The sequence below is a fragment of the Persicitalea jodogahamensis genome, from assembly GCF_014651615.1.
In the GTDB taxonomy this organism is placed as follows: Bacteria; Bacteroidota; Bacteroidia; order Cytophagales; family Spirosomataceae; genus Persicitalea; species Persicitalea jodogahamensis.
The window spans coordinates 906,008-918,865 of the sequence record NZ_BMXF01000002.1 but is presented as its reverse complement, the minus strand read 5'-3'; the positions used below and the strand labels follow the sequence as shown (position 1 = coordinate 918,865).

The 12,858-nt window shown below is 52.3% G+C and carries 9 protein-coding genes; 7 read left to right on the top strand and 2 right to left on the bottom strand.

What is annotated here, in order from left to right; genetic code table 11:
• Positions 1-22: 22 nt before the first annotated feature.
• On the bottom strand, positions 23-739 hold the full coding sequence (locus tag IE117_RS14060; protein ID WP_189565062.1) for a 6-phosphogluconolactonase: 717 nt from the start codon (positions 737-739) through the stop codon (positions 23-25).
• A gap of 60 nt (positions 740-799) precedes the next feature.
• Positions 800-2,008 (bottom strand): exo-beta-N-acetylmuramidase NamZ family protein, encoded by a 1,209-nt coding sequence (locus tag IE117_RS14055; protein WP_189565061.1) that lies wholly within the window; start codon positions 2,006-2,008, stop codon positions 800-802.
• A 60-nt stretch (positions 2,009-2,068) separates the two neighbouring features.
• On the opposite strand from IE117_RS14055, the gene IE117_RS14050 reads away from it, so the two are divergent.
• From IE117_RS14050 to IE117_RS14020, 7 genes are all read left to right on the top strand, one after another.
• The gene (locus IE117_RS14050) at positions 2,069-3,289 is read left to right on the top strand and encodes an ABC transporter permease (protein WP_189565060.1); all 1,221 of its coding nucleotides are present in this window, start codon (positions 2,069-2,071) and stop codon (positions 3,287-3,289) included.
• Between the two features lie 91 nt (positions 3,290-3,380).
• Positions 3,381-4,670 (top strand): ethanolamine permease, encoded by a 1,290-nt coding sequence (gene eat, locus IE117_RS14045; protein ID WP_189565059.1) that lies wholly within the window; start codon positions 3,381-3,383, stop codon positions 4,668-4,670.
• A 148-nt stretch (positions 4,671-4,818) separates the two neighbouring features.
• On the top strand, positions 4,819-6,054 hold the full coding sequence (locus IE117_RS14040; RefSeq protein WP_189565058.1) for a spore maturation protein: 1,236 nt from the start codon (positions 4,819-4,821) through the stop codon (positions 6,052-6,054).
• Positions 6,055-6,096: 42 nt separating this feature from the next.
• Entirely contained in the window at positions 6,097-7,431 is a 1,335-nt protein-coding gene (locus tag IE117_RS14035) for an APC family permease (RefSeq protein WP_189565057.1), read from the top strand.
• An 89-nt stretch (positions 7,432-7,520) separates the two neighbouring features.
• Positions 7,521-11,231, top strand: coding sequence for a type IIG restriction enzyme/methyltransferase (locus IE117_RS14030; protein ID WP_189565056.1), 3,711 nt, complete (start codon positions 7,521-7,523; stop codon positions 11,229-11,231).
• Positions 11,232-11,736: 505 nt separating this feature from the next.
• A complete protein-coding gene (locus IE117_RS14025) occupies positions 11,737-12,084 on the top strand; it encodes a hypothetical protein (protein WP_189565055.1) in 348 nt (115 codons plus the stop codon).
• Positions 12,085-12,342: 258 nt separating this feature from the next.
• Positions 12,343-12,627, top strand: coding sequence for a hypothetical protein (locus IE117_RS14020; protein ID WP_189565054.1), 285 nt, complete (start codon positions 12,343-12,345; stop codon positions 12,625-12,627).
• Positions 12,628-12,858: the final 231 nt, after the last annotated feature.

Sequence of the window (12,858 nt, the reverse complement as noted above, 5' to 3'; positions counted from 1 at the left end):
CCGAAATTAGGGAGTTTTTTTATCAATTCCCCGCTGCCGCCTCATCCAGCATCACCAGTATCTTCTCATCCTTCTGCACCAGACTGGCCGGAAAATCTTCCGAAACCTCCCCTTCCAGGGCCCGCTTCATCACGGGAGCCTTTGCTTCGCCGCTGGCCATGACGATGAGTTCTCTGGCTTCCAGAAAATGACGGAGCCCGAGGGTGATGCCTTCGGTGAGTGGGGTTTGTTTCGTGAAGTACTTTTGCCCGACTTCAGCCGTCATGGGGTCGAGGGCACTTACATGGGCATAGCAATCAAAGGGGGTGCCGGGCTCATTAAGCGCAAGGTGGCCGTTCATGCCCACGCCCAGCACGACCAGATCGAAGCCCCCCAATTCCTTGATTTTCTGATTGACCCGCTCGCATTCGCCGGGCAAATCCCCACTTTTGGCATCAAAGGCGATGATTTGCTCTGGCTGAAAGCCCAGCGGGTTCAGCAGTTCCTTATCAATCCAATAGCGACAGCTTCCTTCGTCCTGACCATCCATGTCCAGCCACTCGTCTAGCAGCACGAAGGTGCAGCGGGAAAAATCTATCTCCCCGATTTCGTGCTGATTGACCAAAATCTCGAACAACCTCAACGGAGTATTGCCGGAGGGAAGGCAAATCACCGCGTCGGGCTTGTCCTGCACTACCTTTGCCACGCGCTCGGCGACGGCCTGGGAAAGAGTCTCGTGGTTTTTGTGGATTAGGAGCATTATACCTTTGTTCGTTCAATTTAAACTGTTTGGGATCTGGATCAACCTTCCCTTCCTCCTTTATTCGTACAATAAGTACTTCTCCCGCTTCTCCTTGAATTCTTCCAACTCCGGCGTAAAGGCCGCCCTGATTTCGGCTTCCGACTTCCCGGCGACCATCATCTTGCGAATCATGTCCGTGCCGGCGAGCTTGTCGAAAAAATCGGCGCTGGTGAAGAACTTCGATTTGTCAGGAGTTTTGTTATAAAAATCGAGGACGTATTTTAACGTAAAGCCCTCTTGCCGGGTATCGACATCCCGTAAATCCAGGCCGTAGCAAACTTTTCCTTTGTTGGGCGGATTTTGTGCGCCGGGCTTGTCCACGGGTGTAAACTCATACGGACCATACACTTTGTTGGGCGCGCCGATCACCTGAAACTGGGTGTCGGTGCCCCGTCCGACGCTCACGATGGTCGGCTCGAAAAGACAAATGGATGGGTAAAGTCGAATGGATTGCAGATTGGGCAGGTTAGGCGAGGGTTTTACAGGTAGTTCGTACACCATGCGGTGGTTGTAGCCTGTGCAGGGCACCACGGTCAGGTCGCAACTTTTTTTGCCTTCCAGCCAGCCTTCGCCGTTAATCATCAGCGCCAGTTCAGCGGAAGTGAGGCCGTGGACAACGGGTACCGGATTCATGCCCACGAAGGATTTGAATTTTGGGTCAAGTACCGGGCCGTCTACGTAGTCGCCGTTGGGGTTGGGACGATCAAGAATTATGCAGGGCTTGCCGTTTTCGGCGCAGGCCTCCATGACGTAGTGCATCGTGCTGGGGTAGGTATAGTAGCGCACGCCGACATCCTGAATGTCAAAAATCACGACATCGATGTCCTTCAATTGCTCCGCCGAAGGCTTTTTGTTTTTGCCGTAGAGCGACACAATGGGTAGTCCGGTTTGGGCGTCTTTACCGTCCTTGATCGTGGCCCCGGCATCGGCCTGGCCCCGGAAGCCGTGTTCGGGTGCAAAAATGGTCTGGATGTTGACGCCCAGCGCCAGCAGGCTGTCGGCCAGATGCGTTCCGTTGGAGAAAAGCGTCGTATGGTTCACGACCAGGCCGACGCGCTTGCCCGTGAGCAGCGGCACCCATTCGCCTGTGCGGTCGATGCCCAGTTTCAGATCATCCGTTTTGATTTCCTGGCTGGTTGTTTCGCTTGATGCGGGGGTATCATTTTGTGGCGTATTTCCACAGGTACTTAGCATGAATGCCAGCAGTACCGAAAGAACATGGTTCATGGGAACGGTTTTTCGTTAGATTTGCAAATTACGACATAAACCCAAAAATCTCTGCCCGCCTTGCGCTTTCCCGCTTTCATCGCCGACCGCATCCGCCACAATGCCGTGGGTACTTTCTCGGCCACGGTGACCCGCATCGGTATTGCGAGCATCGCCGTGAGCACCGCCGTGGGGATCCTGGCCTTCGCGGTACTTTTCGGCTTTAAGGCAGTGATCCAGGAGAAAGTTTTCCTGTTTGGGGCGCACCTGCGGGTCAATTCGCTGACGCTTAATAACAGCTACGAAGAGGCCCCGATGCCGCTGAAAACCACGCTTTCGGAGGACCTCTCCACCATGCCCGAAGTAGCGCACTGGCAGGCCGTGGCCCACAAATCGGGTATTCTTAAAACACCCGATGAACTGAAAGGGGTGGTACTGAAAGGCGTCGGCCGGGACTACGACTGGAAATTATTCGAGGAAAGTCTGGTCGAAGGCCGGCTGATTCAATACCCCGACAGCGGCTACGCGCAGGAAATTATTCTAAGCCAGAAAATCGCCCACCAACTCCGCCTCAAAGCGGGCGACGACGTGCTGATGTACTTCGTGCAGGACCCGCCCCGCGCCCGCAAGCTGAATGTGGTCGGCATCTACGAGACTGACATGGAGGAATTCGACAATACGTTGATCGTCGGCGATTTGGCCCTGATCCAGCGACTAAACGACTGGGGGCCAGACACGGTGGGCACGTACGAAATCTACCTCAAAGACTTCTCCCAGATCGACGCCTCGGCGGAGAAGATTTTCAACTACATGGACCCGGATATGTTTCTGCAGAAAGTCACGGAAACGTTCCGGCCCGTTTTCGAGTGGCTGTTAATGTTGGATCGCAACACAGCGGTGTTCATGACCCTGATTCTGTTTGTAGCCAGTTTTAACATGATTTCCATTTTGCTGGTGATGATCATGGAACGCACGCCGCTGGTTGGCCTGCTCAAAACGCTGGGCAGTCCTGATCGCCAGATCCGGGCCATTTTTGTGCGGGTCGGGGTGTACATCGTCCTGCGGGGTTTGCTGATTGGCAATGTTGCGGGGCTGTTTCTGGCGTGGCTGCAGTGGCAGTTCCACATTATCCCCCTCGACCAGGTGAATTATTTTATGGATACCGTGCCGATTGTTTTTGATTGGGGGACGGTACTTCTCATCAATCTCCTGACCTTGTTGCTGGTGGGGCTGGTATTGCTGATCCCAACTTACGTAATCACGCGTATTCAGCCGATTAAGGCTTTATTATTTAAGAAATGAGGAGGAGAGGAAGAAAGGAGGAAGGATAAAAGGAATGCTTGCGCAAGCCTCCCTCCTCCTTTCCTCCCTTCTCCCTTTCTCCTCTAAAAATATGGAACTCAAAAAATCCCTCACCCCTACCCTGCTCTGGGGCCTCGGCGTTGGCTATGTCATTTCCGGGATGTACTTCGGATGGAATCTGGGTTTGCAGGAAGGCGGCACGCTGGGCATGGCCGTCGCCACGGGCCTGGTCATCGCCATGTACCTGGGCTTCACGCTGAGTTACGCGGAGCTGGCCTGCGCCATTCCGAAAGCGGGCGGGGCATTTGACTACGCCAGCCGGGCCATCGGTGAGCGGGGTGGATTTCTGGCGGGTATGGCGCAAAACATCGAGTTTTTGTTCGCTCCCCCGGCCATTGCCGCGGGCATCGGGGCCTACGTTGCGCTGTTCGTGCCGTCGGTGCCGCCGCTGGCAATTGCGGTGGGGGTGTATATTTTGTTTACGGTCCTCAATATACTGGGCACCAACATTGCCGCTACTTTTGAATTACTGGTGACGGTGGTAGCCGTGGTGGGCCTGGTACTTTTTGCCAGCATCACCTTACCCAATTTTTCGAGGAAAGCCTTCACGGCTAATGCTCTGCCCAACGGCTGGGGCGGCGTTTTCGCGGCTATTCCCTTTGCCATCTGGTTTTTTCTGGGCATCGAGGGACTGGCCAATGTGGCCGAAGAAAGCCTCAACCCGCAGCGCGATCTTACGCGCGGCTTCCTGCTCGCCATGGCGACGCTGGTGGTACTTTGCGCTTTTACTTTCGTATCGGCGGTAGGTGTGTCGGGCTGGGAAGGGGTAGTTTTCGACGAGAGCGGACTCGCCTCCGACTCGCCGCTGCCGCTGGCGTTGCAGCAGGTCGGCACCGAGAAACACCCGCTGTATAATGTCATCATCGGTTTCGGGATTTTTGGCCTGGTGGCTTCCTTTCACGGGCTGCTGCTGGCCGCCGGACGATCTACCTACGAGTTTTGCCGGCTGGGCAATGGTCCGGCCCTGCTGGGTAAAATTCACGCGAAGTACCGGACACCCGCCAACGCTCTATTGCTCAACATGGGCATCGGATTGGTGGCCCTGCTCACGCAGTCCACCGCCGAAATCATCATTCTCTCGGCCTTCGGGGCGCTGACGATGTATTCCTTTTCGCTTGTATCCTTCATTATTCTGCGAAGAAAAGAGCCCGGTCTGGAACGCCCCTTCCGCACGCCGGGCTACCCGCTGGTGCCCTGGGTTACGCTGGTGATCGCGGTAGTTTCCCTGATTGCTTTGACGATTTACAACCCGGTTTCGGCGCTGCTTTTTGTGGGCGTCATGGGGGGTAGTTATGTCTTGAAAAAACTGCTGGGAGCCTGAGCCGCCAAATCGGGACGCCAAACCGGGCCGTGTGACCGAACAATGAAGCTTTAAGGGCGCAATCTGGCAAACTTTGTGGCTTTGCGGCTTTGTCGCTTTGGGGCTTTTCGTACTTTGCAGCTATAAACACCTCCACGTCCCTCCCCGTATGGCATTAAACTACATCTTCGTCTTTTTCTTTGTCATTGCCTTTGTCATTGCCCTGTTCAAGTTTATTTTCCTGGGCGATACGCTGACCTTCAAACTCGTCGTGGAAGGCATGCTCGACATGGCCGAAGTCGCCGTGATGGACATCGCCCTGCCGCTGGCGGGTGTCATGACGTTCTTTCTGGGTATCCTGAACGTAGGGGAGAAAGCCGGGGCCATCAACGTGCTGGCGCGGATCATCGGACCTTTTTTTCATAAGCTATTTCCCGAAGTACCCCGCGGCCACCCCGCCAACGGCGAGATGATCATGAACTTCGCCGCCAACATGATCGGCCTCGACAACGCCGCTACGCCCTTCGGGTTGAAAGCGATGCAAAGCCTGCAAACCCTTAATCCCGATCCTGACACGGCCTCCAATGCGCAGATTATGTTCCTGGTATTGCATACGTCGGGCTTACAGATTATCCCGCTGAGTATCATTGCCCAACGTGCCATTCTGGGGGCCGAGAGTCCATCCGACGTGTTCATTCCCTGCGTGGTGGGTACTTACGTGACGACGGTGGTCAGTATGCTCATCACGGCTACCTGGCAGCGGCTCAATATCTTCAACCGCACGATCATGTTCGGTCTGGGCGGCCTGACGGCCTTTATCGCCATCGGGCTTTTCTTCCTCTCGCGACTACCCAAGGAGCAGATCGAGACCGTCTCGATCGTCTTTGGCAACTCGGTGCTGCTGCTCATTGTGGCGGGCTTTCTGCTGGGCGGATTATACAAGAAAGTCAATGTGTTCGACTCCTTCATCGAGGGAGCCAAGAGCGGGTTCAGTACTTCGGTGGTGATTATTCCCTACCTCGTCGGGATGCTGGTGGCGATCGCGGCATTCCGGGCCTGCGGGGCGATGGACTACCTCGTGGACAGCCTGAAATTCCTCTTTTCATTCGCCAGTTTCAACACCGAATTCACCGATGCCCTACCCGTGGCGCTCATGAAACCCCTCAGCGGCAGCGGTGCCCGCGCCCTGATGATCGACGCCATGAAGGAATTCGGGCCGGACTCGTTCATCGGCCGCATGGTCTGTATTTTCCAGGGGTCGGCGGATACCACGCTGTACATCGTGGCGCTGTACTTTGGCTCAGTCGGTATCAAAAACACACGCTACGCCATCGTCGCCGGACTCATCGCCGATTTCGTCGGCGTGCTGGCGGGGATTTGGCTGGGGTATATGTTCTTCCATTAAAAGAGCACTTTTTCCTTTCCTGCTTTCCTCCTCAACCTACCGATGCCGGAACCCACCCAAGAAACTTCCATCCGCCCCCAGATCAACGCCTTCGATGTGGCGATGATCGTGATCAGCCTCGTTATTGGCGTGGGGATTTTCCGCACGCCGGCCATCGTGGCGCGACAGGCGGGTTCGCCCGAAATCTTCTTTACGGCCTGGGTCGTGGGCGGACTGGTGAGTTTGCTGGGCGCGTTTGTCTTTGCCGAGATCGGTTCACGGCACCATTTTCCGGGTGGGTTTTATAAGCTCATATCGGAGGCGTTTCATCCGTTATATGCCTTTATGATCAACTGGGCGCTGGTACTTACCTACGGCGCGGGCATGGCGGGCGTGGCATTGCTGGGCTGCGAGTACCTCAACCCGTTGCTTCCCGAAGCCCTGCACAGCCAACGCGGCATTCAGGGATCGGCGGCGGTTACGCTGTTATGTTTTTACGTCATCAATATGCTGGGCATCCGGGCCGGCTCGCGCACCCAGAATCTGCTCAGCGGCTCCAAAATCGTGATGATGGGGGTACTTTGCCTGGGAGTTTTCTACCCGGCGGCTGCCGTCGATCCCGCCGTGGTGGCCGAAGTTCCAGCGACCACGAATTGGTTCACGGCCTTCGGGGCGAGTCTGATTGCGGTGTTTTTCTCCTACGGCGGCTACCAGAACACGCTCAATTTCGGGGCCGACATCAAAGACCCGGTGCGCAATACGCCCAAAGGTATTTTCATCGGGATGTTTACGGTGCTGGGGCTGTACCTGGTCCTCAACTACACCTACTACCGGGCGCTGGGTTTCGAGGGACTGCGCTCATCCAACCTCATCGCTGCCGATCTGGCGCGGGTAGTTTTCGGACCGTGGGGCGAGGTGTTCTTTTCGCTGGCGATTTTCCTTTCGGTGCTGGGGTTTGTGAACGCCATGATGCTCTCGATCCCGCGGGTGTACTACGCCATGGCCGACGACCAGATTCTGCCCCCCATTTTTAAGCGCATCAACGCCCGCACCCAAACCCAGGAGTTTACGCTCACCTTCCTGGCCGCGACCTCCATCGGTTCGCTCTGGTTTCTGGATACCTTCGAGGCCATCGTGAACTACGTGATGTCCATCGACAGCATCGCCATCGCGAGTGCCGCCGCCACGCTGTTTATTTTCCGCCGCCGCGCCGGGAAAGATGATACTCACCGGGGTTTCAAAATCTGGGGCTACCCGTGGTTACCCGCCTTCTTTGTGCTGTTTTTGCTGGTGGTAGCGGCCAATGTGATTATAACCGATCCTTCTTCGGCTTTGATTGGGTGGCTGCTGTTTCTGGGTGGCGCGCCATTGTATTGGGTGCTGCGGGGGAGGAAGTGAGAGTAAATCTGAGTATGATAGTAACTTTTATCAGGCACTTCCACATTCTCAATCCTTCGTTACAGTAGCGTAACATTCTCACTCCACCCATGCAACTCACACCACAAACTCCTTCCAAATCCCTCGACCCGGCTTACAAGCTTCGTCCCGAACGCGAGCAGATCAACCGTTTCAAAGACCGCTTCAAAACCCTGTTTGGCCACATCGACGAGAAAGAAAGTGAGGAGAATGTGAAGGATCATCTCATGGATTTTTTGAAAGAGGTATACTACAAGGATACCTGCGTGGTGGCACCCAAGGGAAAAACCGATTTCGTGATTCACTTGGGCAAGGACGCGACGAGTCCGGCGGGGGTACTTTTCGAGGTGAAGCGCCCAGCCAATCGTAGTGAAATGGTGAGCCGCGAAAACCTGAACACCAAAGCCTTTCACGAGCTATTGCTGTACTACTTTCAGGAGCGAACGCGCGACCGCAACTCCGACCTGCGGCACTGCGTCGTGACCAACGTGTACGAGTGGTTCATTTTCGACGCCGCGCTGATCGACCGCATTTTTTACCGCAATGCGTGGCTCAAAAAAGAATACACCGCTTGGGCCACGGGCCAGAAAGTGAGCCGCAACAACGATCTGTTTTACAACGAAATCGCCAAACCTTTTCTGGAAAAGCTCGAAGAGGAAGTACCCTTTACGTACTTTGACCTGCGTACTTACCAGAAAAACGTCAACGACAAAGACCTCAAAAACGACCGGGCGCTGCTGCCGCTTTACAAGATTCTGTCGCCCACGCACCTGCTCAAACTACCCGCCGCCACCGATAGCAACCGCCTCAATCCGCGCTTTTATACCGAACTACTGCACCTGATCGGGCTGGAAGAAACCAAAGAAGGCAATAAGAAAGTAATCCGGCGTAAGGCCACCGGGCAGCGCGACGAAGGCTCACTGCTGGAAAATACGATTATCGAGCTGGAAACTTCCGGCAAACTCTCGCACCTGACCGACCCCGGACAGTATGGCCGCACCGACGACGAACAGATTTTCAGCGTGGCGCTGGAACTGTGCATTACCTGGATCAACCGGATTTTGTTCCTGAAACTACTGGAATCGCAACTGGTGAAGTACCACCGGGGCGATGGTACCTACGCTTTCCTGAACAGCGCCACCCTGGCCGATTTTGATGAGGTGTACCGGCTGTTTTTCCGGGTGCTGGCCAAGCGCCCGGCGGAGCGGCAGGGTTCCATCCGGCAGAAGTTTGGCCGGGTACCTTACCTCAACTCGTCGCTGTTCGAGATTACGGAACTGGAAGATACGACCCTCAGCATCAACACCCTCGACAGTAGTCTGCGCCTGCCGCTGCTGCGCCAGAGCGTGCTGCGCGACCATCCCGCCTATCGCCACCGTGCCGAACTACCTACCTTGGAGTACCTCTTTGCGTTCCTGGATGCCTACGATTTTGCGTCCGAAAGCGGCGACGACATTCAGGAGAAAAACCGCGCGCTGATCAACGCCAGCGTGCTGGGGCTAATTTTTGAAAAAATTAACGGCTACAAGGATGGCTCGTTCTACACGCCGGGCTTCATCACCGAGTACATGTGTCGCGAAACCATCCGCAAGGCCGTGGTGCAGAAGTTCAATGACGCCTACGGATGGCAGTGCGCCGACTTTGGGGCCTTGCAGGACAAGGACCTCGACCGTACCGAGGCCAACGAACTCATCAATTCCCTGCGCATTTGCGACCCGGCGGTGGGTTCGGGGCATTTTCTGGTGTCGGCGCTCAATGAGTTGATTGCCATCAAAAGTGAGCTCCGCATTTTGCAGGACGACGCGGGCCGTCGGCTTAAAGGGTACCTGATTCGGGTCGTGAACGACGAGCTGGTGGTGCTGGATGAGGAAGACGACGAGCCCTTCACGTATTTTTTGCAAGAAGCCACCGGAAAGCCGACCGCCGAGCGGCAACGGATGCAGCGGGTCCTTTTCCACGAAAAGCAGATACTGATCGAAAACTGCCTGTTCGGGGTGGATATCAATCCCAACTCGGTCAAAATCTGTCGGTTGCGGTTGTGGATCGAGTTGTTGAAAAACGCCTACTACACCGAAGAATCGGAGTCTGCGGAGCTGGAAACGTTGCCCAACATCGACATCAACATCAAGCAGGGCAATAGCTTGTTGAGCAAATTCAGCCTGACCGAAGACCTCAGCGACGTGTTTCGGAAGCAGAAGTTCAGCCTGAGTACCTACAAAAGTACCGTGGCGGCCTACAAAAGTACCGCCGATAAGGACGCCAAGGCCGAGCTGCTGCGCTTTATCCACGACATCAAGGCGCAATTCCGCGAGACGGTCATCAACCGCGACCCGCGCCGCAAGAAACTCTCGGCCAGGCGCGGCGAGCGTATCCTGCTCGATAGCAACGTGGATATTTTCGGCAATCACATTAAAGACCCCAAGCTGGTGGCGGTGGAGAAAAAGCGCCTCGACAAGCTGATCGCGCAAATCGAAAACGAGATCGCCGAGGTGGAAAACAACGCCCTCTACCGGGGTAGTTTCGAGTGGCGGTTCGAGTTTCCCGAAGTACTTGATGAGGACGGAAACTACGTCGGGTTCGATGTGGTGATTGGCAATCCGCCGTATGGGGTCAAATTTGACACTAGCACAAAAAAATATTTAAAGAAGACGTTTGAAACAATTATAGGAAAATACGATTCATACGGATTTTTTGTTGAAAAAGGATTATATATTCTAAAAAATAACGGGATGCTTGGGTATATTATACCTCACACTTGGTTGACAGTAGTTGAAGCATTGAATTTTCGAAAGTTTATTTTGAAAAACACTAAAATTATAGAAATTGATAAACTACCATCAAAAATATTTGACGATGCGATAGTAGAAACGACTAATGTATTTTTACAAAAAATTAATAGTGAAATAACATCCAACAACAATGAAATAATTGTATTTTATTTTGAAAATGAAAGAACATTAGATATATCAAATTTCGACGAAAACTTAAAGAAGATATATAAACAAAAAGACTGGAACTTTTCACCTACATTTAATATCAACGTTTCTCTAAAAGGTTTGGAAGTTTATGAAAAAATGACAAAGGATTTAAAAGTGTTAAGTGATTTTTGTGATTTTTCGGTGGGTATTCAAGCTTACGACAGTCATACCGGCCAAGATCCTAATTTAATTAAAAACAGAGATTATCATTCTGACTATCAGATAAATAAAACTTTTGTCAGAGAATTAAATGGAAAAGATGTATCAAGGTTTGGAATAAAGTGGCCTGAGAATAAATGGGTTTCATACGGAGATTGGCTTGCCCATCCAAGGAGCAAATCATTTTTTGAAAAGCCTAGAATATTAATTCGAGAAATTACTGGCAATGGGATTTATTCCATAATTGGATGTTATACAGAGGATTATTATATTAATTATAAGTCCATCCTTAATATAATCTCAAAAAATAATACATCTGATAGTAAGAACTCTTTGAAATATTACTTAGGACTAATAAATTCTAGATTATACAGCTGGTATTTTAGTAGATACTCAAATAAAGCTGTCACTAAAACATTTCCCAGAATTTCAATTTTCGATTTAAAGAAATTCCCTGTGCTTTCTGAAAATAATTTTACTGAATCACAACAAGAAATAAGGCAGAAAATAATTTTGTTAGTGGAATCTGCAAGTTATAATTTTTCTGAGGGTTTAGAAACCACGGCTCTGGAAGCCGAAATAGACCAACTGGTGTACGCGCTCTACGGCCTGACGGCGGAGGAGATTGCGTTAGTAGAGGGGTAGTTGGGTAGGGAGTTATTCGTAAATATCTTTTCTATGGCCCAAGGTCATGACCTCGACTACAAGTAGCGAGTCAATTATCTCGTAGATTACCCGTTAATTTCCGATTCGGATACGATGTCTAACCCGCGATCTGTGTCCCCACAGACCTTAGCACAACGTTACTCTCAAAGTACCCTAAAACGTAAGAACACCAATCAAGCAAGTACTGAAATTCACGTTGGATGGCCCCCCCAATGAAACTTGGCGATCGATCGGAAAACTACCTTTGTTCATCGGTTCATTTTTATGAAACGAGTACGGATGAGTTCAGGTTTTTGACTCATCAAATGGATCGGTTTCAGAAATTGCGAAAAAGTACCCCTGGGGTGGGTCTGTGGGAATGCATACCACGGTGAAGCGGCTATCTTTGCTGAAAATTGCGGTTGTACCGATTCTTTTCCGAACAATTCCGGGCAAAACCGGCGTTCTCTCATTGACTTGATTGTTGGGTTGTTGCTATACGATTATGAATAAGGTGTTTATCTGTTTGCTGCTTTTGCTCGGTTGCGGTACTTCGGCCCAGGCCCAAAAGGTGAGGCTACTGATTGCCAAGAAAGTGGATTTTGAGGAAATGCCAGAGAAGGAACGCAAGAATATCGACCAGGAAATGAAGGAGAAAATGGACACTTTTCTGGGATTTGGCCTCCGGCTGAGCGTTGACAACGTCGAAGAGACCGTCAAAACGGCGGCGGACAAAGAAAAGAAAAAAAAGGCGGTGCGGTTCCAGATCGGCTTTCAGCTTCACCGCTTCATCAAGACCGACCCGCCCGATAAAGTCTTCAAAATCGGCTGGGAATTCGGAGCCGTGAAATAACCCTGATAGCATAGACCATTTTTTCAAGCCGCCTTGGGATGGAAGAAGGCAGGGCCATAGGGTACTCTCGACCTGACGACGGCGCATAATCCGTGGTCCCACGGGAAGCGCCCGGGAACCAACGCCGATCCATTTGTTTTCGAGTGCACAAACTACCGTTCACTAAGTTTCCCTACCGTTCAATCGAAAGTAGCCGGTATTTTTATGATGTCAGGGCGCACGGGAGTAGTTTGGAACGAACCAAACCACTCAAATGCCATGAAAAAGACCTTAAAATCTGCATTCGTCGTCACTGCCTGTCTCGGAGTTTCCATTGTGCTGGGCTGCTCGGATAAGGACAAAGATGTTTCGCCGGAAACATGCAGCGAGTCCCTCGGCAAGGTTCTTGATTTGCTCACGGACAAGGTCGTGAAGGAGGACAAGAAAAGCTGTGAAGCTTACAAAGCCGGGGTCAGGGACTATCTGAAAAATTGCTCAGCAGAAATATCGAATGGGACAAAGAGGGATTACGAAAGGCAGTTAGACGAACCCTGCCCCAACTGAGTTCTGCTGCCCAGGCCTTTCCAGTGACTTCTCGTCGTGGTCTGTGGAGACACAGGCCACGGATTGGGAGCCTATGTTATGGGAGCCTTCCATGACTGGCAACTTTGACAGACTCGGTATCAAAAACAATGGGTACCTAATCAGGCATGCGATCTATTGCGGAGGTAGTTTCACCCGGACAAGGGGTGGTAGTCATTCATTTGTGGTCTGGCAATCATAAAGGTAGGACTT

Bases quoted from the DNA above. Each gene is read 5' to 3' on its own strand.
- IE117_RS14030 (WP_189565056.1), top strand. From the start codon at position 7,521: ATGCAACTCACACCACAAACTCCTTCCAAATCCCTCGACCCGGCTTAC.
- IE117_RS14055 (WP_189565061.1), bottom strand. From the start codon at position 2,008: ATGAACCATGTTCTTTCGGTACTGCTGGCATTCATGCTAAGTACCTGT.
- IE117_RS14060 (WP_189565062.1), bottom strand. From the start codon at position 739: ATGCTCCTAATCCACAAAAACCACGAGACTCTTTCCCAGGCCGTCGCC.
- IE117_RS14035 (WP_189565057.1), top strand. From the start codon at position 6,097: ATGCCGGAACCCACCCAAGAAACTTCCATCCGCCCCCAGATCAACGCC.
- IE117_RS14020 (WP_189565054.1), top strand. From the start codon at position 12,343: ATGAAAAAGACCTTAAAATCTGCATTCGTCGTCACTGCCTGTCTCGGA.
- eat (WP_189565059.1), top strand. From the start codon at position 3,381: ATGGAACTCAAAAAATCCCTCACCCCTACCCTGCTCTGGGGCCTCGGC.
- IE117_RS14025 (WP_189565055.1), top strand. From the start codon at position 11,737: ATGAATAAGGTGTTTATCTGTTTGCTGCTTTTGCTCGGTTGCGGTACT.
- IE117_RS14040 (WP_189565058.1), top strand. From the start codon at position 4,819: ATGGCATTAAACTACATCTTCGTCTTTTTCTTTGTCATTGCCTTTGTC.